The organism is Enterobacter sp. A103, assembly GCF_034427535.1.
GTDB classification, from domain to species: Bacteria; Pseudomonadota; Gammaproteobacteria; order Enterobacterales; family Enterobacteriaceae; genus Enterobacter; species Enterobacter asburiae_B.
On the sequence record NZ_JAXQPQ010000001.1, the window covers coordinates 522,928 to 547,949 of the forward strand.

The 25,022-nt window shown below is 56.7% G+C and carries 23 protein-coding genes; 14 read left to right on the forward strand and 9 right to left on the reverse strand.

Annotated features, from left to right (window positions below):
- Nucleotides 1–31: 31 nt before the first annotated feature.
- From fdnI to fdnG, 3 genes are read right to left on the reverse strand one after another with little or no spacing between them, the layout of a single operon-like run.
- On the reverse strand, nt 32–688 hold the full coding sequence (gene fdnI / locus SPH27_RS02530; RefSeq protein ID WP_047060941.1) for a formate dehydrogenase-N subunit gamma: 657 nt from the start codon (nt 686–688) through the stop codon (nt 32–34).
- Nucleotides 681–1,565, reverse strand: coding sequence for a formate dehydrogenase subunit beta (fdxH, locus tag SPH27_RS02535; protein ID WP_182072887.1), 885 nt, complete (start codon nt 1,563–1,565; stop codon nt 681–683). Before fdxH ends, fdnI begins: the two co-directional genes overlap by 8 nt.
- Before the next feature lie 11 nt (nt 1,566–1,576).
- The gene (fdnG, locus tag SPH27_RS02540; RefSeq protein ID WP_182072901.1) at nt 1,577–4,624 is read right to left on the reverse strand and encodes a formate dehydrogenase-N subunit alpha; all 3,048 of its coding nucleotides are present in this window, start codon (nt 4,622–4,624) and stop codon (nt 1,577–1,579) included.
- Nucleotides 4,625–4,845: 221 nt separating this feature from the next.
- Between fdnG and yddG the strand changes: the two genes are divergently transcribed.
- Both yddG and SPH27_RS02550 read left to right on the forward strand, forming a co-directional pair.
- Nucleotides 4,846–5,724, forward strand: a complete 879-nt coding sequence (gene yddG, locus SPH27_RS02545) for an aromatic amino acid DMT transporter YddG (RefSeq protein WP_207167497.1) — start codon at nt 4,846–4,848, stop codon at nt 5,722–5,724.
- A 629-nt stretch (nt 5,725–6,353) separates the two neighbouring features.
- A complete protein-coding gene (locus tag SPH27_RS02550; protein ID WP_033145646.1) occupies nt 6,354–7,463 on the forward strand; it encodes a porin OmpC in 1,110 nt (369 codons plus the stop codon).
- A gap of 55 nt (nt 7,464–7,518) precedes the next feature.
- Here SPH27_RS02550 and SPH27_RS02555 read toward each other — a convergent pair whose 3' ends face one another.
- Complete coding sequence (locus SPH27_RS02555; RefSeq protein ID WP_182072885.1) at nt 7,519–8,463, reverse strand: LysR substrate-binding domain-containing protein; 945 nt, start codon at nt 8,461–8,463, stop codon at nt 7,519–7,521.
- 170 nt (nt 8,464–8,633) lie between these two features.
- On the opposite strand from SPH27_RS02555, the gene SPH27_RS02560 reads away from it, so the two are divergent.
- The 7 genes from SPH27_RS02560 to SPH27_RS02590 are packed head-to-tail and all read left to right on the forward strand — an operon-like array spanning nt 8,634 to nt 15,085.
- On the forward strand, nt 8,634–9,584 hold the full coding sequence (locus SPH27_RS02560) for a branched-chain amino acid ABC transporter permease (protein ID WP_094934999.1): 951 nt from the start codon (nt 8,634–8,636) through the stop codon (nt 9,582–9,584).
- A gap of 8 nt (nt 9,585–9,592) precedes the next feature.
- The gene (locus tag SPH27_RS02565) at nt 9,593–10,699 is read left to right on the forward strand and encodes a branched-chain amino acid ABC transporter permease (protein ID WP_322435581.1); all 1,107 of its coding nucleotides are present in this window, start codon (nt 9,593–9,595) and stop codon (nt 10,697–10,699) included.
- Nucleotides 10,696–11,463, forward strand: coding sequence for an ABC transporter ATP-binding protein (locus tag SPH27_RS02570; RefSeq protein WP_182072924.1), 768 nt, complete (start codon nt 10,696–10,698; stop codon nt 11,461–11,463). Before SPH27_RS02565 ends, SPH27_RS02570 begins: the two co-directional genes overlap by 4 nt.
- A complete protein-coding gene (locus SPH27_RS02575; protein ID WP_182072925.1) occupies nt 11,456–12,175 on the forward strand; it encodes an ABC transporter ATP-binding protein in 720 nt (239 codons plus the stop codon). The genes SPH27_RS02570 and SPH27_RS02575 overlap by 8 nt, the downstream gene beginning before the upstream one ends.
- A gap of 28 nt (nt 12,176–12,203) precedes the next feature.
- Nucleotides 12,204–13,361, forward strand: a complete 1,158-nt coding sequence (locus SPH27_RS02580; RefSeq protein ID WP_182072926.1) for a branched-chain amino acid ABC transporter substrate-binding protein — start codon at nt 12,204–12,206, stop codon at nt 13,359–13,361.
- An 18-nt stretch (nt 13,362–13,379) separates the two neighbouring features.
- On the forward strand, nt 13,380–13,862 hold the full coding sequence (locus tag SPH27_RS02585) for an L-2-amino-thiazoline-4-carboxylic acid hydrolase (protein ID WP_048977579.1): 483 nt from the start codon (nt 13,380–13,382) through the stop codon (nt 13,860–13,862).
- Nucleotides 13,859–15,085: a Zn-dependent hydrolase gene (locus SPH27_RS02590; protein ID WP_182072927.1), complete on the forward strand. Its 1,227-nt coding sequence runs from the start codon at nt 13,859–13,861 to the stop codon at nt 15,083–15,085. Before SPH27_RS02585 ends, SPH27_RS02590 begins: the two co-directional genes overlap by 4 nt.
- Nucleotides 15,086–15,124: 39 nt before the next feature.
- Here SPH27_RS02590 and SPH27_RS02595 read toward each other — a convergent pair whose 3' ends face one another.
- Nucleotides 15,125–17,008, reverse strand: a complete 1,884-nt coding sequence (locus SPH27_RS02595; RefSeq protein ID WP_182072937.1) for a potassium transporter Kup — start codon at nt 17,006–17,008, stop codon at nt 15,125–15,127.
- 77 nt (nt 17,009–17,085) lie between these two features.
- Nucleotides 17,086–18,573: an MFS transporter gene (locus tag SPH27_RS02600; RefSeq protein ID WP_182072928.1), complete on the reverse strand. Its 1,488-nt coding sequence runs from the start codon at nt 18,571–18,573 to the stop codon at nt 17,086–17,088.
- Nucleotides 18,574–18,689: 116 nt separating this feature from the next.
- Between SPH27_RS02600 and SPH27_RS02605 the strand changes: the two genes are divergently transcribed.
- Nucleotides 18,690–19,283: a TetR family transcriptional regulator gene (locus SPH27_RS02605; protein WP_182072929.1), complete on the forward strand. Its 594-nt coding sequence runs from the start codon at nt 18,690–18,692 to the stop codon at nt 19,281–19,283.
- Between the two features lie 39 nt (nt 19,284–19,322).
- Here the strand turns inward: SPH27_RS02605 and nhoA are convergent, their stop codons facing one another.
- Nucleotides 19,323–20,168, reverse strand: a complete 846-nt coding sequence (gene nhoA, locus SPH27_RS02610) for an N-hydroxyarylamine O-acetyltransferase (RefSeq protein WP_033145656.1) — start codon at nt 20,166–20,168, stop codon at nt 19,323–19,325.
- Between the two features lie 109 nt (nt 20,169–20,277).
- On the opposite strand from nhoA, the gene SPH27_RS02615 reads away from it, so the two are divergent.
- The 3 genes from SPH27_RS02615 (at nt 20,278) to SPH27_RS02625 (ending at nt 21,762) form a co-directional block, all read left to right on the forward strand.
- Nucleotides 20,278–20,850, forward strand: a complete 573-nt coding sequence (locus SPH27_RS02615; RefSeq protein WP_033145657.1) for a flavin reductase family protein — start codon at nt 20,278–20,280, stop codon at nt 20,848–20,850.
- A gap of 125 nt (nt 20,851–20,975) precedes the next feature.
- On the forward strand, nt 20,976–21,392 hold the full coding sequence (locus SPH27_RS02620; protein ID WP_318155347.1) for a hypothetical protein: 417 nt from the start codon (nt 20,976–20,978) through the stop codon (nt 21,390–21,392).
- Nucleotides 21,337–21,762, forward strand: a complete 426-nt coding sequence (locus SPH27_RS02625) for a DUF3828 domain-containing protein (RefSeq protein ID WP_182072930.1) — start codon at nt 21,337–21,339, stop codon at nt 21,760–21,762. Before SPH27_RS02620 ends, SPH27_RS02625 begins: the two co-directional genes overlap by 56 nt.
- A 95-nt stretch (nt 21,763–21,857) precedes the next feature.
- Here SPH27_RS02625 and fusA read toward each other — a convergent pair whose 3' ends face one another.
- Entirely contained in the window at nt 21,858–23,960 is a 2,103-nt protein-coding gene (gene fusA / locus SPH27_RS02630; RefSeq protein WP_182072931.1) for an elongation factor G, read from the reverse strand.
- Between the two features lie 160 nt (nt 23,961–24,120).
- On the opposite strand from fusA, the gene SPH27_RS02635 reads away from it, so the two are divergent.
- Nucleotides 24,121–24,423, forward strand: a complete 303-nt coding sequence (locus tag SPH27_RS02635; protein ID WP_033145659.1) for an ArsR/SmtB family transcription factor — start codon at nt 24,121–24,123, stop codon at nt 24,421–24,423.
- 68 nt (nt 24,424–24,491) lie between these two features.
- Here the strand turns inward: SPH27_RS02635 and SPH27_RS02640 are convergent, their stop codons facing one another.
- Nucleotides 24,492–24,947, reverse strand: a complete 456-nt coding sequence (locus tag SPH27_RS02640; protein ID WP_182072932.1) for a GNAT family N-acetyltransferase — start codon at nt 24,945–24,947, stop codon at nt 24,492–24,494.
- Nucleotides 24,948–25,022 lie beyond the last annotated feature (75 nt).

The following is a 25,022-nucleotide window of genomic DNA, read 5'->3' on the forward strand; positions in this document are numbered from 1 at the left end:
GCGCCGCCGGGCAAAGCCGACGGCGCAGGTCTTACTTCATTCCTTCCGTGCTTTCCCGTTTCGCTTCCAGTCGTTCCACTTCACGATACCAGCGCGGGTGGTGTTTCTGCGCCCAGCGGCGGCTCACCTTCCCTTCAATCATCCCTTTAATCGATCCCTTTACCCAGAACGCCATATACATATGGATCAGGATGGCGTGGATCAGAATGATGGCCGAGGTGGCGTGGATCAGCAGCGCGTAGCGAATCACCTGAATCGGAAAATAGTGCGCAAAATACGGACGCCAGATAATCACGCCGGTCACCAGAAGCACAAAAATCATGCTCATGATGGTCCAGAACATCATCTTCTGCCCGGCGTTGTATTTCCCCACCTTCGCGACCTTATGCTCGTTGCCCTTCAGGACTTCGACGATCCCTTTCACCCACGGGATATCCTGCCTGTCCGGGATGTTGTGGTGGACAAAGCGCACGAACATAAACATCAGCACCACGAAAATCAGCACGCCGAAGAACGGGTGCAGAATGCGCCCCATCTGCGGCGTGCCGAAGGTTTCGGTCAGCCACTGCAGCGTCGGGAAGAAGAACGAAATCCCCGACACCGCCACCAGGAAGAAGCAAATCACGACCGTCCAGTGACAGGCGCGGTCAACAAACTTCGTGCGCACGATCGTTTTCGACTTACTCATGATGCTCCTCCTCGTCCTCATCCACCTCTTTGTTTGGCCCGATACCGATGTAGTGATAAATCAGCCCGGCAAAGGTGGCGATAAAGCCCGCCGCCGAAAGCGGTTTAAGCGCCCCTTTCCAGAGGTTGATGGAGGTATCGATCGCCGGAGCCTTCGGCAGGTTGTGGTACAGCTCCGGCTGGTCGCTATGGTGCAGCACATACATCACGTGCGTACCGCCCACGCCCTGCGGGTTATAAATGCCCGCATTCTCGTAGCCGCGCGCTTTCAGCTTATCCACTCGCGCCTGCGCCACGTCCAGCATCTCTTTTTTAGTGCCGAAGTGGATCGCCCCTGTCGGGCAGGTTTTCACACACGCAGGCTCCTGCCCGACGCTGACGCGGTCCACGCACAGGGTGCATTTGTATACCCGGTTATCCTCTTTATTGAGGCGCGGGATATTAAACGGACAGCCCGCGATGCAGTACCCGCAGCCGATGCAGTTGTCCTGCTGGAAGTCGACGATACCGTTGGCGTACTGAATAATCGCGCCGGCAGACGGGCACGCCTTCAGGCAGCCCGGATCTTCACAGTGCATGCAACCGTCTTTACGGATGAGCCATTCCAGCCTGCCGTTCTGCTCGGTTTCGCTAAAGCGCATCACCGTCCAGGATTTGGCGCTCAGATCCGCCGGATTGTCGTAGACCCCCACGCAGTGCCCCACCTCGTCGCGGATATCGTTCCACTCCGAGCAGGCCACCTGGCAGGCCTTACAGCCCACGCAGGAGGAGACGTCGATAAGCTTGGCGACCTCTGCCTTGTAGTCCCGCGCGCGGGGCGCGGGGGTAATCGGGTTGGTCGCGGAGCGTTTGATAACGTCTTGTGTTTCCATCGCCATTGAATCGCTCCTTACGCTTTCTCGATGTTGACCAGAAACGCCTTGTACTCCGGCGTTTGCGAGTTGGAATCGCCGACGTTTGGCGTCAGGGTATTGGCGATGTAGCCTTTCTGCGCCACGCCCTCAAAGCCCCAGTGCAGCGGGATCCCGACGGTTTCCACCTGCTGGCCGTGCACGTTCAGGCTTTGGAGACGACGCGTCACCACCGCCACCGCGCGAATAAAGCCGCGCTTGCTGCTTACCTTCACGCGGTCGCCGTTGGCGATGCCTTTCGCCTTCGCCAGCGTCTCGCTGATCTCCACAAACTGTTCCGGCTGCGCGATGGCGTTAAGCCGCGCGTGCTTGGTCCAGGTGTGGAAATGCTCGGTCAGGCGATAGGTCGTCCCTACGTACGGGAACTTGTCCTTTTTGCCTAAGCGCAGGACGTCGTCTTCGTAGATACGCACCACCGGGCTTGAGACCACGTTCGGATGCAGCGGGTTGGTGCCGAGCGGCGTTTCCATCGGCTCGTAGTGTTCCGGGAACGGCCCTTCCGCCAGCTTGTTGAGGGCAAACAGGCGTCCCAGCCCTTCCGGCTGCATGATGAATGGCCCGGTGTTGCTGCCCGGCGCGGCGGTGTTGTAGTCCGGGATATCGTTCCCCGCCCACTTCGCCCCGTTCCACTGGATCAGCATGCGTTTCGGATCCCACGGCCTGCCGTTTACGTCTGCAGACGCGCGGTTGTACAGCACGCGACGGTTCAGCGGCCACGCCCATGCCCAGCCCAGCGTATTGCCCAGCCCGGACGGGTCGGCGTTGTCGCGGTTGGCCATCTGGTTGCCCTGCTCCGTCCAGCTGCCGGTGTAGATCCAGCAGGACGACGCCGTCGTGCCGTCATCGCGCAGCAGCGCGAAGCTGTTCAGCAGCTGGCCTTTCTTCGCCACCAGGTTGCCGCTGGCGTCATAGAGATCCGCCAGCGCCACGCCGTTGTTCTCTTTGGCGACTTCCTCTGACTCAGGATGGTCAGGCTGCCTGTAGCTCCAGCCCATCTTCAGCAGCGGCTCAGCGCCCTTGCCGCCTTCGGTGCGGTACATTTCGCGCAGGCGATGGTAAATCCCGGCCAGGATTTCGCCGTCGTTACGCGCTTCGCCCGGCGCATCCTGGCCTTTCCAGTGCCACTGCAGCCAGCGGCCAGAGTTAGCGATTGAACCGTCCTCTTCCGCAAAGCAGGTGGACGGCAGGCGGAACACTTCGGTCTGAATCGACGCCGGATCGACATCGTTCGATTCCCCGTGGTTCTGCCAGAAGGTTGACGTTTCGGTCACCAGCGGATCGATAACCACCATGTACTTCAGCTTGCTCAGGCTGCGAACGACTTTGTTCTTGTCCGGGAAGGAGGCCACCGGGTTAAAGCCCTGGCAGATATACCCCGTGACGTCGCCCTTATCCATCATGTTGAAATACTTGATGACGTCGTACGCCTGATCCCACTTCGGCAGCCACTCAAAGCCCCAGTCGTTCTCCTTCTGCGCCGCGTCGCCGTAGAAGGATTTCATCAGGCTGACGTAGAACTTCGGATAGTTGCTCCAGTAGTTCACCTGATCCGGCAGCGTTGCTTTCGGCGTATTGGCCTCAAGATACGTTTGCAGATCCGCCTGCTTTTCCGACGGCAGCGTCAGGTAGCCCGGCAGGCTGGTGGAGAGCAGACCGAGGTCGGTAAGCCCCTGAATGTTGGAGTGCCCGCGCAGCGCGTTTACGCCGCCCCCCGCCATCCCCATGTTGCCGAGCAGCAGCTGGATCATCGCCATGGTGCGGATGTTTTGCGCGCCGACGGTGTGCTGCGTCCAGCCCAGCGCGTAGAGGAACGTGGTGGTTCTGTCGGCGGCGCTGGTGGAGGCAAGCACTTCACACACCTTCAGGAAGTCCGCTTTCGGCGTGCCGCAGATGTTTTCCACCACCTCCGGCGTATAGCGGGAAACGTGCTGTTTCAGCAGGTTCCACACGCAGCGCGGGTGCGTCAGGGTTTCATCACGCAGCGCGTAGCCGTTTTCATCGAACTGATAGTTCCAGGACGTTTTATCGTACTGGCGTTTTTCGGCGTCATAGCCGCTAAACAGCCCGTGATCGAAGGCAAAATCATCCCGCACCAGCAGGTTCGCGTTGGTGTAGTGCTTAACGTATTCCGCGTTAATTTTGTTGTTTTCGATCAGGTACAGCAGCACGCCGGACAGGAACGTAATGTCCGTACCGGAGCGGATCGGCGCATAGATATCGGCCACCGATGCCGTACGCGTAAAGCGCGGATCGACGACGATAAGCGTCGCATCGTTGTTATTTTTCGCTTCCATCGCCCAGCGGAACCCCACCGGATGGGCTTCCGCGGCGTTACCGCCCATCACCACCACGACGTTAGCGTTTTTGATATCAACCCAGTGGTTGGTCATCGCACCGCGACCAAATGTTGGAGCAAGACTTGCTACCGTTGGTCCGTGTCAGACGCGCGCCTGGTTGTCTACCGCCAGCATGCCGAGAGAGCGCACAAATTTTTGCGTCAGCATGCCGGTTTCATTACTCGCCGCAGAGGCGCACAGCATCCCGGTGGAAAGCCAGCGGTTAACCGTTACGCCCTGGGCGTTCTTTTCAATAAAGTTGGCGTCGCGGTCGGCTTTCATTAATTTGGCAATACGGGAGAAGGCCTCATCCCAGGAGATACGCTGCCACTTGTCGGAACCCGGCGCGCGGTATTCCGGGTAGCGCAGGCGGTTTTCGCTGTGAACGTAGTCCAGCAGCCCCGCCCCTTTCGGGCAAAGCGCTCCGCGGCTCACCGGATGATCCGGATCCCCTTCAATATGGTAAATCGCTTCTCTGGCGTTCTTCGCGCCATCGCCCAGGCTATACATTAAAAGCCCACAACCTACGGAGCAGTATGTGCAGGTGTTACGGATCTCTTTTGCGCGCAGCAGCTTATAGTTGCGTGCCTGAGCCAGCGCCATTTTGGGAGCAAATCCCAGCATGGCTGCCGTTGTTCCGGCCATACCGCCCGCGCAGATTTTAAAAAATTGTCTGCGGCTGACGTCCATTGTTGTCCTCGTTTTCATATAAGACTTCGCGCCGCAAACTAACAGCAAAGCCCCTGTTTTTTTTGCGTCAAATCAAGGTCATCTGCCTTCACCCCCTTAATAGTCACCCCCGGAACCTTTAAATACTCCTTTTTGATTAACGGTTTAAGAGAATAATTGGCGACAGCGTCAGGATGAATGCGATACATTTTTCCTCTGATTTTTATTGCAATGGCGAAGTAATGGACAGAAAGAGAGCAACGCTTATTGGGCTGGCGGCAATACTGCTATGGAGCACCATGGTAGGCCTTATTCGCAGCGTGAGTGAGGGACTGGGCCCGGTAGGCGGTGCGGCGATGATCTACACCCTCAGCGGATTACTGTGTCTGGTGACGGTAGGATTTCCTGATATCAGGCGGTTTTCATCCCGCTATCTTATTGCCGGCAGCGTTTTATTTGTCAGCTACGAAATATGCCTGGCGCTGTCGCTGGGCTATGCCGCAACGCGATCGCAGGCTATTGAAGTGGGCATGGTCAATTACCTTTGGCCAAGCCTGACCATTGTGTTTGCCATCTTGTTCAACGGGCAGAAATCGACCCTGTGGGTGATCCCCGGCTTAGCCGTCTCATTGCTGGGCGTATGCTGGGTATTGGGCGGTGAACAGGGTTTACATCTCGATGAAATAACCCGCAATATCGTTTCCAGCCCGCTGAGCTACGCGCTGGCGTTTGCCGGGGCATTTATCTGGGCCGCCTACTGCACGGTCACCAGCAAATTTGCGAAAGGACAAAACGGCATTACCCTGTTTGTTTTACTGACCGCGCTGAGCCTGTGGGTGAAATATTTTCTCAGCGATCAGCCCGAGATGGTGTTCACGCTTCCGGTGATGGTGAAACTCGTCATGTGCAGTATCGCGCTTGGGTTTGGATACGCCGCATGGAATATTGGCATCCTTCACGGTAACGTCACGGTACTCGCTGCCGTATCCTATTTTACCCCTGTCCTCTCCGCCGCGCTTGCCGCCGCAGTGCTGAGTTCGCCCCTCTCATTCTCGTTCTGGCAAGGCGCGCTGATGGTCTGCGCCGGGTCGTTGCTCTGCTGGTACGCAACAAGAAAATAATGCTTCTCTAACGGCCGGGCAAATTTCAGCCCGGCAACATAATTAACATAAATTTAAAGTGTGATCGCTCCTCAGAATATTTATCATAATTATCGCATTTCCGTTTAAATTCGGTTTATATTTGGCGCCTTCTGTAAACGGCCGAAAAGATAATTGACACAAACTGACAACACAATGAAATTAATCAACCGCAAATATTAACGTCATGGATAGCACTAAATGCAATAATTCATTTCTGACGTGTTTATGATAATATTCGTAATATACGTCGTAACTTACCCCTAACCTACTGTTCTTAAGTCAAAATAGTAATAATAACCCCCTCAAAGCATCGACAATACCGAAATCTAACGCAATAGACTAAAACTCTCAGAAATTATAGCTAAAGCAATAGTCCCGCAGAACACATAATTATTAATCGTATGAAATTAGGTCGCATTGTTTGAATAATCGCCTTTTTGCACGATCGAGATCACACTAATTGAAATTATCTCTAATATTTTGAAACTTATTATTGAAATAAGACTACGAGATTTTTAAAAATAGCATGCCATTGACGAGCAGCCTCGTTTAGAAATCGTTCACAGTGGTTCAGGAAATACTCAAAAAAATTATAAGGAACATTTAAGATGAAACTTAAATTAGTTGCAGTGGCAGTCACTTCCATGCTGGCAGCAGGCGTTGTTAACGCTGCCGAAATTTACAACAAAGACGGTAACAAGCTGGATCTGTACGGTAAAGTAACAGGTCTGCACTATTTCTCTGATGACGCTGGCGCAGATGGCGATAAAACCTACATGCGTATCGGCTTCAAGGGCGAAACCCAGGTTAACGACCAGCTGTCCGGCTACGGCCAGTGGGAATATCAGATTCAGGGTAACAAAGACGAAGGCGACAACCAGTCCTGGACCCGTGTGGCGTTTGCAGGTCTGAAGTTTGCTGAAGCAGGCTCCTTTGATTACGGTCGTAACTACGGCGTAATTTACGACGTGACCTCCTGGACCGACGTTCTGCCAGAATTCGGCGGCGACACCTACGGTGCCGACAACTTCCTGCAGTCTCGTGCAAACGGCGTTGCGACCTACCGTAACCAGGACTTCTTTGGTCTGGTTGACGGCCTGAACTTTGCTCTGCAGTATCAGGGCAAAAACGGCAGCGTAAGCGGTGAAAACACCAGCGGTCGCAGCCTGCTGAACCAGAACGGCGACGGTTACGGCGCGTCCCTGACTTACGATCTGGGTGAAGGTTTCAGCGTGGGTGGCGCAATGTCCTCTTCACGTCGTACCGCTGACCAGAATGCGGCTGGCGTATACGGTGAAGGCGACCGCGCTGAAGTGTACAGCGGTGGTGTGAAATACGACGCAAACAACATTTACCTTGCTGCACAGTACTCTCAGACCTATAACGCAACCCGCTTCGGTACCTCTAACGGTAATCGCAGCGACATCTACGGTTTTGCAAACAAGGCGCAAAACTTCGAAGTTGTGGCTCAGTATCAGTTCGACTTTGGCCTGCGCCCTTCCATCGCTTACCTGCAGTCTAAAGGTAAAGACATCGAAAACTTCGGCGACCAGGATCTGGTTAAATACATCGATGTTGGCACGACCTACTATTTTAACAAAAACATGTCCACCTACGTGGATTACAAAATCAACCTGCTCGACGACAACCAGTTCACTCGCCAGGCAGGCATCGGTACCGACAACATCGTTGCGCTGGGTCTGACCTACCAGTTCTAAATCTTGTCTGTACAAAAGCCAGCTGAATAAGCTGGCTTTTTTTTATCCGTCACTTTTACCCGGCTGACGGATCCCCGCTCGCCGCCCGACGCAGCCAGTTTTGCAGCAGCTTACCGTCCTCGGTCATCTCCGAATCCGAACGCACGCAGAGGTGATAGTCGCGCCCGTCATCGATGGGTAAGTCAAATATCTTCACCAGCTCGCCGCTCTCAAGATAAGGCGCGATGAGCGGCTCGCGCATCAGCGCACAGCCCAGCCCGGCCTGCACGCCCGCCAGCGTTAACAGCCCGTCTTCAAACAGGGGGCCGCTGCGCCGCAGAGCTCGTTTTACCCCCTGCAGCAGAAACCACTGCGGCCACGTGGTGCGCTCCTCATCATGCAGCAGCGGCATTTGCAGCAGTTGCTCAGGCGTGTCGATATGGCCATGAATGCGCAAAAACGCGCGGCTGCACACCGGCACCATCTGTCCGGAAATCAGCTTTTCGCTCTGATAGCCCGCCCACTGGCCGTTACCAAAACGAATCGACATATCCGATGCATCGCTCAGATAGTTACGGTGGTTGGCATACACTACGTTGATCTCGGTCTGCGGATTGGCACGCATAAAATCAGGCAGACGCGGGATAAACCACCCCATGCCAAAAAGCGGGATCAGGCTGATGGTGACCTGACGCGTTTGCGCCTGCCCGGCCAGATGCTCCGTTGCCTGGCGCAGCACGTTAAACGCCGCACGGATCGAACGGTAATATTCCCGTCCGTGCTGGCTCAGCACCAGCCTGCGCCCCTGACGCTCCGTCAGCGGCATTTGCAGATACCCTTCGAGCACCTTGAGCTGATGGCTGACCGCCGACGGTGAGATATCCAGCTCCTGCGCGGCAAGCGTGACGCTGCCCAGCCGGGCGATGGCCTCAAAGGCACGGACGGCCCGAAGCGGCGGATCGTTTGCCAGACGGCTGTCTGCATACGCAGGCAAACCCGCCGATTGTTCTGTTTTATTCATATGTTGATTTCTTTAGGCTTTTAACCAGAGAACGCGATTACATTATCTTTATATAAATCATTAAGATAAAACAATAGCGGTTTATCATAAGAAATAATATATGTGTATTTTACAATTAAATTCATTTATCGGATGGTAGCCGCAGAAAGAAGACTTTGCGGGAACAGACGTTGGATACACTCATACAACAACTGATCAACGGTGTGATGCTGGGCAGCATTTACGCGCTGATCGCGCTGGGCTATACCATGGTGTATGGCATCTTGCGCATTATTAACTTTGCTCACGGCGATATTCTGATGGTCGGTGCGCTCACCACCCTTTCCGCCATTAACGCCCTGAACGCCACCTTTCCTCACATGCCGCTGCTGTTGCAGCTTGGCGTTGCCCTGGCGATTGCCATGGCCGTTTGCGCCCTGCTGGCAATGGCCGTGGAGCGCTTTGCCTACCGTCGACTGCGCAACGCCCCGCGCCTGGCACCGCTTATTTCGGGTATCGGCGTCTCGGTCCTGCTGCAAACCGTGGCGATGATTATCTGGACGCGCAATCCGCTGATGTTCCCACAGATCCTGCCCATGGAACCGATCGCCGTGACGTCGGGAAGTGAAATGCATCCCCCTGCGATTGTGACCGTCACCGGCATTGTTACCGTGGCGCTGGCGCTTGCGGTGATGACGGGGCTATGGCTGCTGGTGGAATACACCCGCCTGGGGCGCGGCATGCGCGCCGTGGCGGAAAACCCGCGCGTTGCCACGCTGATGGGGGTTAACCCCAATGCCATTATTACCCTGACGTTCGCCATTGGCGGCGTGTTCGCCGCGCTGGCAGGCGTCATGATGGCCAGCAACTACGGCAACGCCAGCTTCTCGATGGGCTTTTTGCCCGGGATAAAAGCCTTTACCGCCGCCGTGCTGGGAGGTATTGGCAACATTCGTGGCGCAATGATTGGCGGGATCCTGCTCGGCATTATCGAAGCGCTGGGCGCAGGTTACCTGGGTGAACTGACCCACGGCGTCTTCGGCAGTAACTATCAGGACGTCTTTGCCTTCATGGTCCTGATTCTGGTGCTGGTCTTCCGTCCGGCAGGCCTGCTGGGCGAGCGCGTAGCGCACAGGGCGTGAGGGAAACAATGACAACGCTTCAACTACAAACCCCGGCGGCGACGCGCAAATTCTGGTCAGGCATGATTCTGTTCTGCCTCGCGCTGCTGGTTGCTCCCGTGGTGGCCACGCAGCTTGGCGGCAACTACTGGGTGCGCGTTATCGACTTCGCCCTGCTCTACATCATGCTGGCGCTGGGGCTCAATATTGTGGTGGGCTATACCGGCCTGCTGGATATGGGGTTTATCGCCTTTTACGCGGTCGGCGCCTATCTCGCAGCACTGATGGCCTCGCCACACCTGCTGGAGGTTTTCCCGATCCTCAACGTCTGGTTCCCGGACGGGCTGCACACCTCATCTCTGCTGATTATTCCACTGGCGGCGCTCGTCGCTGCGGTCTGCGGCATTTTACTGGGCGCACCCACGCTGAAGCTGCGCGGGGATTACCTGGCGATAGTGACCCTCGGTTTTGGCGAAATCATCCGTATCCTGATGCGCAACCTCGACCGTCCGGTGAACATCACCAACGGTGCGAAGGGCATTACCGGGGTGGATACGCTGAATCTGTTCGGCCTGAAGTTTAGCGGCGTATACCACTGGTTTGGTTTCAAAGTGCCCGCGCTGTGGCTGTGGTACTACCTGCTGATGCTGGTGATTGTGGCGATTATTTTTGTCTGCCTGCGCCTGCAGCATTCCCGTATTGGCCGCGCCTGGCACGCCATCCGTGAAGATGAGGATGTGGCCCGCGCGATGGGCATCAACGTGCGCAACTATAAGCTGCTGGCCTTTGCGATGGGTGCCTCTTTTGGCGGCGTGGCGGGAGCCCTGTTCGGCGCGTTCCAGGGCTTTGTCTCCCCGGAATCCTTCACGTTACAGGAATCCATTGCCGTGCTGGCGATGGTGGTGCTGGGCGGGATGGGACACATTCCGGGCGTGATCCTCGGCGCGGTACTGCTTACCGCCCTGCCGGAACTGCTGCGCAGTCAGGCAGCCCCGGTTCAGCAGGCGCTGTTCGGTACGGTGCTGATTGACCCGGAAGTGCTGCGTCAGCTGTTCTACGGCCTGGCGCTGGTGCTGGTCATGCTGGTGCGTCCTGCCGGGATCTGGCCGGTACGCCACAAGGAGGTGAATACATGAGTCTGTTAACCGTACGCAACATGTCCAAACGCTTCGGCGGGCTTACCGCCGTGGATAACGTTTCGATCGCCGTGAACAAGGGCGAGATCTACGGCCTGATTGGTCCTAACGGGGCGGGAAAAACCACCTGTTTTAACCTGATCACCGGGCTTTACCCGGCGGACAGCGGTGAATTTTCCATTGCCGATAGGCCCTATTTCCCAAAGCACATTGAGAAAGTCACCGCCGCCGGGATCGCGCGCACCTTCCAGAACGTGCGCCTCTTCAACGACATGTCGGTGCTGGAAAACGTGATGGTGGGCCGCCACGTGCGCACCCGTAACGGCCTGTGGGCCGCGCTGAGCCGTCACAAACGCGCTCGTGAAGAAGAGAAACAGACCCGGGAGCTGGCCTGGCACTGGCTGGAGTACACCGGCATTGCCAGGTTCGCCCACTACCGCGCCTGCGATCTGGCCTATGGCCATCAGCGCCGTCTGGAGATTGCCCGCGCGCTGGCAACGGATCCGCTGCTGCTGGCGCTGGACGAACCCGCCGCCGGGATGAACGCAGCGGAAAAAGTGGCGCTCGGCGAGCTGCTTATCCGCCTGCGCGATGACGGCAAAACCCTGCTGATGATTGAACATGACGTCAAGCTGGTGATGGGCATCTGCGATCGCCTGACGGTGCTTGATTACGGCAAAACGCTCGCCAGCGGCACGCCGGATAGCGTGCGTCGCGACCCGGCGGTGATCGCCGCCTGGCTTGGAGGCAACGCCCATGTCTGAATTACTGAAGGTGGAACGCGTGGACGTGCATTACGGCGGCATTCAGGCCGTACGCGATGTCTCTTTTACCCTGCACGAGGGCGAACAGGCAACGCTGATCGGTGCTAACGGCGCGGGGAAAAGCTCCACCGTGCGCGCCATTACCGGGCTGGAAAGCTTTAGCGGCAGTATTGAGTTCAACGGTAAAGCGGTAAGTAAGCACAGGCCCGAAACCCTGCTCCGCGACGGGTTGGTCATGGTTCCGGAAGGACGAGGGATCTTCTCCCGAATGACGGTGCTGGAAAACCTGCAGATGGGCGCCTGGCTCAGACGTGACACTGTCACCGTTAAGCAAGAAATGAACGCCATTTTCGAACGCTTCCCGCGCCTGGGCGAACGCCAGCATCAGTTCGCCGGCCTGCTTTCCGGCGGAGAGCAACAGCTGCTGGCCCTTAACCGCGCCCTGCTCAGCCGCCCGCGCCTGCTGATCCTCGACGAACCCTCGATGGGCCTTGCGCCAAAGATGGTCGAAAACATTTTTGCCGTCATTGCCGGCCTCCGCGAGCGCGGCGTTGCCCTGCTGCTCATCGAACAAAACGCCCGTCTCGCGCTGGAAGTCACCGACAGCGCGTGGGTCATGGACAGCGGCAGCATTGTTCATCATGGCGAATCGAAAGCGCTGCTCAATGACGACCAGATTGCACAAATTTATTTGGGCGAAATGCCCGTTTAACAACACCAGCCAACATCAGGGAAATACAATGAAAACAGTAAAAATCAGTGCGCTCAGCGCCGCTATTCTGCTCAGCAGCGTTGCCTCTACCGGAGCCTGGGCCGCCGACGGTGAAACCGTGGTTATCGGTCTGGCGGGCCCGCTCACCGGCCCGTCTGCCCGTATCGGTAAGGATCTGGAGAACGGCGCGCAGCTGGCGATTGACGATATTAACAAGCAGCACCCGACCATCGGCGGCAAAGCGGTGACCTTCAAACTGCAGTCCGAAGACGATCAGTCCGACCCGCGCACCGCCGTGGCCGTGGCGCAGCGTCTGGTGGATAGCGGCGTGGCGGGCGTTGTCGGCCACTGGAACACCGGTACCAGCATTCCTGCCGCACGTATCTATCACGATGCGGGCATCGCACAGGTGGCACCGGTCGCGACCGGTCATGCCTATACCAAACAGGGTTTTGATACCAGCTTCCGCGTGATGGGCCACGACGACGACGGCGGTCAGCTAGCCGGCCAGTACGCGGTCAATACGCTGAAAGCCAAACGCATTGCGGTGATCGACGACCGTACCGCCTTTGGTCAGGGTCTGGCGGACCAGTTTATTAAATCGCTTGAAGCGCAGGGCGTGAAGGTTGTCGATCGTCAGTACGTGGATGACAAAACGGTGGACTTCAGCGCCGTGCTGACCGCTATCCGGAGTAAAAATGCCGATCTGATCTTCTTCGGCGGCGTCGACAGCCAGGCCGCACCGCTGGCGCGTCGTATCAAACAGCTGGGCATGAACGCCACCCTGATGGGCGCAGGCGGATTTGTCAGCCAGACGTTCCTGCAGCTGGCGCAGAAAGAAGGCGAAGGCGTGGTGGCGCTGGAGCCGGGTCTGCCCGTTGACCAGATGCCGGGTGGAAAGGCATTCGAACAGGCCTATCAGTCCCGCTACCACACCCATATCGAACTGCACGCCCCGTTCGCCTATGACGCCACCCGCGTGCTGGTTGCGGCGATGGAAAAAGCAGACTCCGTTGAGCCGTCCGACTACCTGCCCGCCCTGCGCGCCATTAGCTACTCCGGCGTCACCGGACAGATCGCGTTTGATAAAGAAGGTAACCTGAAATCGCCGTCCTTCACCGTTTACAAAGTTGTCGACGGCAAATGGCAGCCGCAGACCGTGCTGGGTGGCGCAAAAGCGAAGTAACGCAGCGAGGGCAATGTGATGAGTGATAATAACGAGCTGGGCATTCTCGCCCGCCGCAAAATTGAAGCAGAAATTATTAAGCCAATTTATGAAATCCTGGTGCGCGAGATAGGGAAATCCCGCGCCCAGGCGGTCATTGGCGAGGCCATTGAGCAGGCCGCGATTGACGCTGGCAAAGCGTTTGCCAGCAAAGAACCCAACGGCGCGGACGTCAGGAGCTTCATCGCCCTGCAGTATCTGTGGGAGAAAGATAACGCCCTGGACGTGAAGGTGATTGACGCCGACGACCAGCAGTACAACTACAACGTGACCCGCTGTCGTTACGCGGAGATGTATCACGAAATGGGGCTGGGCGAGATTGGTCATCTGCTCTCCTGCGCGCGCGATGAAAAATTCATCGTTGGCTATGCGCCTGACGTGAAGCTGACCCGCACGACCACCATCATGCAGGGCGGTTCGTGCTGTGATTTCCGCTACCGCAGCAGTAAGGACAAAACATGATCCGCGTTAACGCCGCACGGCTGTGGTCAACGCTTGAGATGATGGCGCAGATCGGCGGCACGCCCGCCGGAGGCGTGACCCGTCTGGCGCTGAGCGAGGAAGATCGTATTGCGCGTAACCTGCTGCGCGACTGGGCGCTGGACGCAGGTTTCACCTGCGACGTCGACAGCATGGGCAATATGTTTATCCGTCGCGCGGGGAAAAACCCGCAGCTTGCCCCGGTCATGACGGGTTCACATGTGGATACCCAGCCGCTGGGCGGTAACTACGACGGTGTTTACGGCGTGCTGGCCGGGCTGGAGCTGCTGCGCACCCTTAACGATCATAACGTTGAGACCGAGCGTGACGTTGTGCTGGTGAACTGGACTAACGAAGAAGGCGCGCGCTTTGCGCCAGCCATGCTCGCTTCAGGGGTCTGGACGGGACAGTTTAGCGAAGCGTACGCCCATGCCCGCGCGGATAACGATGGCATCACCGTGGGCGAAGCGCTGGATAGCATTGGCTACCGGGGTGAAACCCCTGCCCGCGCGTTTCAGGTTCACGCCTGCTACGAACTGCACATCGAACAGGGCCCGATCCTGGAAGATGAAGCCATTGATATCGGGTTAGTCCGCGCGGCAATGGGCCAGCGCTGGTTTACCCTGACGCTGGACGGATTCGCCGCCCACGCGGGCACGACGCCGATGCACAGCCGCCGCGACGCGCTGACCGCCTTCGCAGAGCTGGCGCTGAAGGTGGAAGAGATTGGCTACCGGCATGCGCCGGACGGACGCGCGACGATCGGTATGGCGAAGGTTACGCCAAACTCGCGCAACGTCGTGCCGTCTCGCGTGGAATGCAGCGTTGAGTTTCGCCATCCTATGCAGCAGGCGCTGGAAGCCATGGAAGCTGCGCTGCATAAGGTGGCTGAAAGCCTCAGCCTGCGCGGCGTCGCGGCTGCCGTTGAGCGTATTTTCGACTACGCGCCCATCGCGTTTGACGCCGAATGCCTGGCGCGTTCGGAGAAGGCCGTGACGGAACTGGGCTATTCGTCGAAACCGATGGTCTCCGGTGCGGGACATGACGCCTGCTATGTCAGCAAAATGGCGTCCGCCAGCATGATCTTTATCCCCTGCGTGAAAGGCATCAGCCATAACGAAGCGGAAAGGATCCTGCCAGAGTGGGCGGAGAAAGGGGCGAACGTGTTATTGCATAGCGTCCTGTCCGCGTCCCTTGAGAGATAGAACGGTGCGAAAGCAGAGGGGCTCTGCTTTCGCCAGAATCTACACGGCAACGCGTCGGCTGATTTCGACAACCCGATCGCTGGGAAGGTGATAGTGGTTGATGACGTGCGTGCAGTTGCGCTTCATGAACGCAAAGATGTGCCGTTGCCAGGCCGCCATACCTGCCTCACCTTCGCCAGCCACAATGGTTTCATGCCCGACATACCAGGTGGCGTCATCCGTGGCGAAAAGCGCGTTAATCTCGCTGACACCCTGCAGCAAACGCGGGATGTCCGGGTGTTCCATAAAGCCATACTGCGCCACGCCGTGCCAGTAGCCCGGCGCGCGCTGCTCTACCCTGATGCGTTGTTCTTCCCCCACGTAGGGCACATTCAGAATATCAATGGTAAGCGACAACACATCCTGCTGTAGCGCCCGGTTTCGCGCGACGTGCCAGCGCATGACCGGCGGGATATTGTTTTGTGTCCGGGTCAAAAAGACGGCGGAGCCCGCCACTCTGGGCACCGTCTTTTGCTGAAGCTGGGCAAAGAACGCATCCACGCTGACGCCCTTCTCGCCCACCGATGCGGATACCGCCTTAACGCCGCGGTGCCAGATCAGCATCACCGTACAAATAGCGGCGGCCATCAGCAGCGGAATATAGCCGCCCTCCAGGACCTTAATCAGATTGGCAAACAAGAAGGTGGCATCAATCACCAGGAAACAGAGGGCAATCACCGCGCTGCTGGCCAGGCTCCAGCGCCACACTTCGCGCATCGCCACAAACAGCAGCCCCGTGGTCATCAGCATGGTTAACGACACGGCAATGCCGTACGCGGCGGCGAGCTTATCGGAGGATTTAAAGAACACCACCAGCCCGATGGTCACCCCCATCAGCAGCCAGTTGATTATTCCGATATAAATCTGGCCGTAGCTTTCCGCCGCCGTCTGCTTGATGCGTAATCGGGGTAACCAGCCAAGCTGTATGGCCTGGCGCGTCATGGAAAAAGCGCCGGTAATAATCGCCTGACTGGCGATGATCGTCGCCAGCGCGGCAAGAATGATGAGCGGAACCTGGAGCACCGGCGGACAGAGCGTATAGAAAAGGTTTTGTTTGCTGTCGGCACCGGCCAGAATCAGCGCTGACTGGCCGGCATAGTTGAGCAGCAGCGAAGGAAAGACGATGCCGTACCAGGCAAGCCAGATGGGCTTTTTGCCAAAATGCCCCATGTCTGCATACAGGGCCTCGGCCCCCGTCACGCAGAGAAAAACGCCGCCCAGGACCAGGAAACTGGTGTACCCGTTCGAAAACAAAAACGCGATGCCGTACGCAGGGTTGAGGGCCAGCAATACCGACGGGTGTTGAACGATCCCCCGCACGCCCAGGGCAGCAATCGCCAAAAACCAAACCGCCATAACCGGGCCAAATATTTTCCCTATTCGCGCAGTGCCAAAAGGCTGAAGAAGAAACAGCCCCAGCAGAACCGCCACCGTCAGGGGTAATATGTACGGCTGAGATTCAGGAATGACCATCTCCAGCCCTTCAAGGGCAGAAAGCACGGAGATAGCCGGGGTTATCGCGCCGTCACCGTAAATTAAAGCAGCGCCGATAAGGGCGGAAAAAATAACCCAGCGCCCGCCTTTGCCTTTCTCCACCAGAAGCGACATCAGGGCCATGATGCCGCCCTCGCCATGATTATCAATTCGCATGGCGAAGGCGGCATATTTTATGGACGTTACCAGGATGAGTGTCCAGGTAATCAGGGAAAGCAGGCCCAGTATGACGCCGGGCGTCGGGTCATGCTCAGAGAGCGACAGCACCGTGCGGAAGGTATAGAGCGGGCTGGTGCCGATATCACCAAAAACGACGCCCAGCGCGCCCCCTGCAAGCAGGGTTAACCGGGAGAGCGGTTGGGACGGTTCACTGCTGTGGCGAGGGCGCATATTTTCCAGCAAGAGTCAGATAATCCTTTAAAAAACATAGCCCATCTGCCCCACCCGCGCCAACCGCGCGCCCTGTATTACTGCGGCCTGGCCTTCGCCAGGCTGAACCAGATCCCCACTGCCAGCAACAGCAGCATTCCGCCCGCGCTGCCCAGCGCCACGCTGTGCGAGGTGATAAACGCGCTTTTCGCCGCCTCAATCACCGACTCCGCCAGCGTCGGGGTCAGATCCTGCGCCACCTTCATCGCCTCACCAATGGATGACGAGGCTTTATCTGCGAGCGAGGCGTTCAGCCCGTGCGGCAGGTCAATTGACGCCGAGAAGCTGCGGGTCAACAGCAGACCAAAGATGGCGATCCCCAGCCCGGCGCCCAGTTCATAGGACATGGTTTCAATCGCCCCCGCTGCGGCGGCTTTCTCTTTCGGCGCAGCGGCCATAATCGCCGAGGTCGAGGCCAGCAGCGCGCTGGCGGCGCTGAAGCCGAGCAGAACCATCAGGGCAGAAGCCAGCAGCTGCTGCGTGCTGAAGTCGAGCATCGACAGGCCGATAAAGCTGACGGCGCTGAGCCCCATTCCGCCGGCCGCCACAATGCGTAGCCCTAAACGCCCGACCATCACACCCGCGATCGGACCGCTAAACCCGCTCGCCACCATCAGCGGCAGCATGAACATTCCCGCTTCAAACGGCGTAAAGCCGTGAACAAACTGCAGCTCCTGGGCCATCAGCAGCTCAAACCCGACCAGGGCAATCATGGCGGTCATCGCCATCACCACGCCGCTCAAAATGATGCGATGGCAGAACAGACGCATGTCGATCATCGGCACGCGGGCGCGGAGCTGAATACGCACGAAGATAAACAGCAGCACCGAGCCGGTAACCAGCGCGGACGCGACCACCCACGGCGACAGTGCGCCTTTGAGGGCTGTTTTTGCGCTGTAGACCAGCAGCAAAATCGCCACAATCAGCATAATGGCATGGCTGATATTCAGCGGCTGCTCCGGGCGGCCCTGCTGAGGAGGCACAAAACGCGCGGCCAGCGAAACCACCACCAGCACGATCGGTACGTTGATTAAAAACACCGAGCCCCAGTAGAAATGCTCGAGCAGCATACCGCCAATCAGCGGGCCAAACGCCGCGCCACCGGACCCCACCGCGGCCCAGACGCCGAGCGCAATATTACGATCCCGCGCGTTGGTAAACAGCGTGCGGATCCCAGCCAGCGTAGCCGGAATAATCATCGCCGCGCCGATTGCCAGCGAGGCGCGCGCCGCAATCAGCCACCCTGCTGACGGGGCAAACGCTGCCGCCAGCGACGACAGGCCAAACAGCGTGCTGCCAATCATGAGCAGTCGTTTAAAACCAATGCGGTCGCCCAGGGCGCCCATCGGCAGCACCATTCCCGCCATCACCAGCGAGTAAATATCGATGATCCACAGCAATTCATTGCCGCTGGCGCCCAGCGTCATGCTCAATGTCGGCGCCGCCACGTGCAGCACCGTCGCGTCGATCGCCACCGGGATATACACCAGCACGATAATCACTAACGCTAACCACTGACGAAACATAAATTTCCTTTTCTTTTAAAACATGGACACATGTCCAGGATGCGATCCTACGTAAAGTTGAACGCATGTCCAGCTTTTTGTTACACTCGTTTCATTCCCATTGAGAGTGAGTAAACATGCGATATCTGAGCAAGGATGAACGGCGGGAAGCCATCTTACAGGCCGCCATGCGCGTGGCGCTGGCTGAAGGACTGGCGGCAATGACGGTACGCCGTATTGCCTCCGAGGCCGGAGTCGCCACCGGCCAGGTGCATCATCATTTTACGTCCGGCGGCGAGCTAAAATCGCTGGCCTTCGTACGGCTAATTCGCGAGCTGCTGGATGCGGATGTCGCGGGTAAACAGGCCGGCTGGCGGGAACAGCTTCATGCCATGCTCGGCAGCGATGACGGGAGGTTTGAGCCCTATATTCGCCTGTGGCGTGAGGCGCAGATCCTGGCCAGCCGCGATGCCGACATCAAGGGCGCCTATGTGATGACCATGGAGATGTGGCACCAGGAAACGGTGGCGCTTATCAAAGCGGGAACGGAGGCCGGGGCATTAAATCCGGGCGATCGGGCGGAAAATATTGCCTGGCGCTTGATTGGTCTGGTGTGCGGTCTTGACGGAATGTATATCTTAAACATGCCCGAAATGGACGAAGCCGCCTTTAATAACCATCTTGATAAATTAATCACGCTCGAGTTGTTTAATACGCCGTCTAAGCAGTGATGTTGCCGGGTAGCGGCGACGCCTTACCCGGCCTGCGTATTATTTCCCGGCCTGAGGATGTGTATCAAAACCCGCCATTACCGCCGTCAGCTCCGCCAGTGTAAAGCCGTGCTTCGGATCGTCAACCCCCAGCCCAAAGCGTTCCTGCATCAGCTGGTAAAGCGCCTCAGCATCCGGCAGATGGATCTGTTCTTCTACGTGACCGTTCTGCCAGTGGGTAAAGTTGAAGTTGGTTAGCGTCAGCTTGCCGCCGTCCGGCAGATGGCGACACATCAACAGATGATGACGGAAATGCGACTGCGGCCAGTGCGCCGACCAGAAATTCCCCATCACGTAATCGCTGAAATACTGCGTCGTCAGGTCAAACTGGTACATCGACTGCCAGTGCTCGTGGTGACGGAACTGCAGCACCCAGTCGTTCCCCTCGCTCAGCAGACGATACAGCCCGTGCGGCGTCTCCTGTTCTTCATTAGCGAGCAGTCGAATCGGCGCCGTCAGCGTCTGGCCGCCAAACCCCACATCGGCAATCCAGCGCTCACCGTTAAGCTCAACCAGCAGCAGACGGTGCGTGCGCGGAGGCATTTGCGGCGGATTCGCTAATACCACGCGCCCCAGCACGCTACGCACCGTAAACCCGACTTCACGCAGGACGCGCTCGAACAGGCCGTTTTGCTCAAAGCAGTACCCTCCGCGACGTGCGGTGACCAGCTTGTCGACCAGACACCGATCGTCAAGCTGGATTTCGCGTGGCAGAACGACATCAATATTCTCAAAAGGGATGGCACAGTTGTGATGTAAATGCAGCGCGCGCAGGGTATCGATATCCACCCGCGTCGGTTGCGCCCAGCCGATGCGGGCAAAATAGGCGGTCAGAAATGGGGACATGCATCAGTTTCCTTTGATTGAGATGTTCTGTTTATAAACTAATTTTACGCATCCACTTTGATTTACGTGCTTTTTCGTCATACTACATCGGTGTAGATGAGGAGATCCTATGAGCCACTTTCGCCCCGTTGAATTACGTCATGCCAGCCGTCTGCTGAACCACGGCCCAACTGTGCTTATCACCAGTCGGGATGAAAGCCTCGACAGACGCAACGTGATGGCCGCCGCATGGTCAATGCCCGTTGAGTTTGAACCGCCGCGCATCGCAATAGTCGTGGATAAAAGCACATGGTCGCGCGAGCTGATTGAGCGCAGCGGGAAGTTTGGCATCGTCATCCCCGGCGTGGCGGCGGCCAACTGGACATACGCGGTCGGTAGCGTCAGCGGGCGCGATGAGGACAAATTCAACTGCTACGGGATCCCGGTCGTGAACGGTCCTGAACTTGGCCTGCCGGTAATTGAAGAGAAATGCCTGGCGTGGATGGAGTGTCGGTTATTACCCGTCACCTCCGCGGCAGAAAAATACGATACCCTGTTTGGTGAAGTGGTTTCAGCGGCAGCCGATGAACGCGCGTTTATCGCCGGGCGCTGGCAGTTTGACGGGGATAAGCTGAATACGCTGCATCATCTTGGTGCCGGGACGTTTGTCGCGAGCGGGAAGATGGTGAAGGCGCTGGATTGATTTAATAATCATATCCTACTGAATTATAGTAAATTTCTATGGCATTTTATGTTTACCATTGCGTTTTAAAACGGAGGATATTTCCGGAGTTGCTGCATTAGCACTCTCGCGTTAAGGAAATATCAATGACATGGAATAAAGATGGCGCAATCTCATATGCCAAATCACACGCCCAACCGAAGAGTACGGGTTATTGTGCTCACTACGTCACCGAAGCGATCAGAACGGGTGGAAGATTAAAAATCCCCAATACGCGTCTGGCAAAAGACATGGGGCGGACATTGGTCAATACTGGATTTCGCCTGGTATACGATCAACCTCATGCCGGTGACATAGCCGTTATCCAAATATTGTGGGCCACGATAGCGGCCACGTTTGCATATACGATGGTCAGCAGTGGATCAGCGATTTTGTACAACGCTCTCTTTATCCAGGACAGGCTTACCGAAACATACAGCCTCATTACGAGCTGTTCAGGCATGACTAATGAAAACACTCTTCTTTTTACTTTTCGCCCTGTCTCCGTTCGCTGTCGCAGATAACCTTTATGCACCGGGCCAGGCGGCGCTTAAATTCAATCAATGGTATATCGCGCAGTTAGACCAGAACAAACCGCCCGTACTCAATCCGGACATTATGAATGATTACGTTGCCGCAGAGACTATCGCAGTAATTAAAGAAATGTACTCTGGCGACAGTAACGAAAAAGACATGCCCGATGCGGATATGTTCATCAAATCGCAGGACTGGGATGAAGACTGGAATCAGATAACCGTCCTACATTCTGATTTTGATGCCGTTTGCACAAACGTCTATATCGCGTTTGGTAAGAAACAAGATCACGTTGTAGCAGATTGTCTCGTCCAGGAAAAAGGCGTATGGAAAGTTCGCTCGGCCACGCTGATAAAGTAACAATCTGATATGAAAGGAAACGCTCTCTGTTGCAAACGCTCTCTGTTGCAGTTGAAAAAGCACACGATAGCCCAGCGGCTACCGTGTGCAGTTAATTAACTCTTCGCACGTCGTGAAATAATCTCATCCGCAACATTCCGCGGGGCTTCCGCAAAATGATGGAACTCCATCGTATACGTCGCGCGACCCTGGGACATCGAGCGCAATGTCGTGGCATAACCAAACATCTCTGCCAGCGGCACGTCAGCGCGAATAATCTGGCTTCCGTACTGCTCTGCCATCCCCTGCACCATGCCGCGGCGGGAGGAGAGATCGCCCATGATGTTACCGGCGTACTCTTCCGGCGTTTCCACCTCCACGTGCATGATCGGCTCGAGAATCACCGGATCCGCCCTGCGGGCGCCCTCTTTGAAGCCGAGGATCGCCGCCATGCGGAACGCCATCTCAGACGAGTCGACGTCGTGATACGAGCCAAACGTCAGCGTCGCTTTGACATCGACGACCGGATAGCCCGCCAGCACGCCGCTGTTCATCGCTTCCCGCAGCCCTTTCTCAACCGACGGGATATATTCGCGCGGCACCACGCCGCCCTTGGTGGCATCTTCAAATTTAAAGCCACTTCCGGGCTCCAGCGGCTCCAGGCTCAGCACCACATGGCCGTACTGCCCTTTACCGCCGGACTGACGAACAAATTTACCTTCGATATCCTTCACCGTTTTACGCAGGGTTTCACGGTAGGTTACCTGTGGGCGGCCAATGTTCGCCTCAACGCCAAACTCGCGCTTCATGCGGTCGACGATGATCTCAAGGTGTAGCTCACCCATCCCGGAGATAATGGTCTGGCCGGACTCTTCGTCAGTATGCAGGCGGAAAGACGGATCTTCCGCCGCCAGACGCTGCAGCGCGATCCCCATTTTCTCCTGATCGCCTTTTGTTTTCGGCTCTATCGCCAGCGAGATAACCGGGTCCGGGAACTCCATGCGTTCAAGCGTGATCACGGCATTCGGATCGGTGAGCGTGTCGCCGGTGGTCACATCCTTCAGCCCAACGCAGGCCGCAATGTCTCCGGCGCGCAGTTCGTCCACCTCGTGGCGATCGTTGGCATGCATCAGCACGATACGCCCGATGCGCTCTTTCTTCCCTTTCACCGGGTTGTACACTGCGTCGCCTTTGCGCAGCACGCCAGAGTACACGCGGATAAAGGTCAGTTGACCGACGTACGGGTCGCTCATCAGCTTGAATGCCAGGGCCGAGAACGGCTCATCATCGCTCGGATGACGCTCCGCGTGCTGCCCTTTTTCATCCACGCCATCAATGGCAGGCACGTCCAGCGGCGACGGCATGAGCTCAATGACCGCATCGAGCATGCGCTGCACGCCTTTATTTTTGAACGCGCTGCCGCACAGCATCGGCTGAATTTCACCCGAGATGGTGCGAATACGCAGCCCTTTGATAATTTCCGCTTCCGTCAGGTCGCCGGTTTCCAGGTATTTGTCCATCAGCTCGTCGCTGGCTTCCGCCACCGCAGAGACCATTTTTTCCCGCCATTCCTGGGCGGTACTGACCAAATCGTCCGGCACGGGCGCATAGGTGAACACCATGCCCTGCGTCGCGTCGTCCCACAGAATGGTGCGCATCTTGATGAGATCCACCACGCCGGTGAAATGATCTTCTGCACCCACCGGGATGACAATCGGCACCGGATTGGCCTTCAGGCGCTCCTGCATCATCCGTACGACGCGGAAGAAATCGGCACCCGGACGGTCCATTTTGTTGACGAAGGCCAGACGCGGAACGTGATATTTATTGGCCTGACGCCAGACGGTTTCCGACTGCGGCTGCACGCCGCCCACGGAGTCATACACCATCACGGCGCCGTCGAGCACGCGCATGGAACGTTCCACCTCAATGGTGAAATCCACGTGCCCCGGGGTGTCAATGATGTTGATCCGGTGCGGCTCATAGCCTCTGTCCATACCCGGCCAGAAGCAGCTGACGGCCGCGGAGGTAATCGTGATCCCGCGCTCTTGCTCCTGCGCCATCCAGTCAGTGGTTGCCGCGCCATCGTGTACTTCACCCAGCTTGTGGCTCATCCCGGTGTAAAACAGGATGCGCTCAGTGGTGGTGGTTTTACCGGCATCGATATGCGCGGAGATACCGATGTTGCGATAACGTTCGAGAGGGATGGGTCGGGGCATGATATTTCCTTAGTCACTATGACTTGTCTGTGACGACCAGGATGGTCGTGCATTCGTTCGTTTGCTATAATAGTCCTATTGTACGAGTATTATCGAACTATTTTTTAACGGTTGACCTATTGTTGATATAGCTCAATCTGACGCCAAACGCAGGAAAACGATGATCCCAAACCACCCTGAAACTGAACAAATACTGCTGGAAAATGTGCTGTTTGCCCTCGGCAATCCGCTCCGGCTTGCGATCATTCGCCGTCTGGCCGATGGTAGCGAACTCAGCTGTAACGCGCTGCGCCCGGAGGATGTAGTGAAATCGACAATGACCCACCACTGGCGCGTACTGCGCGACAGCGGCGTTATCTGGCAGCGCCCGCAGGGGCGGGAAAACATGATTTCGTTGCGAAGAGAGGATCTGGATGCCCGTTTTCCAGGGCTGATGGAGATACTTTTACAAGCTAAATCATAAGGATATACCTGTTATCCCCTGAAAAATGCCCCGTAAAGATGTAAGGGGCATAATGTCAGCAGAGGGATTTATCTTACGTGCATACGATATTCAATCATTCCACTTTTCTTCGCAATACAGTCGTACAATCGTTGCCCGCGATAATTGGCTTCATGCGTATGCCAGTAAAGGTGACTGGCATGATGTTTTCTCGCTTCTCTCTGAACATATTCTATTAACTGTTTGCCAATGTGTTTGCCCCTGAGCGCATCACAGACATATAAATCTTCGAGGTAGCAGTAATCGCTCTCAGCCCATGTCGAACGGTGAAAAAGATAATGCGCAAAACCCACTACGTCTCCATTACATCGTGCCACCACGCAGAATAGAGGCTCAACGGGGCTGAAAAATCGTTGCCAGGTTCGTTCAGTAATGGTCCCGGACAGATCGACGTTGTAAAACGCCTGATATTTTCCCCATAGTGGCATCCAGCTTTCAAAATCACGTTCTTTAACTGCCTCAATTATCACGCTCGTATTATTCATATTGCCTCTTTGCTCACCCGTTTATTCGTTTCAGGAAGAGTGTATTCGCTGAATGGCACGTTTTGCCCCGCCAAT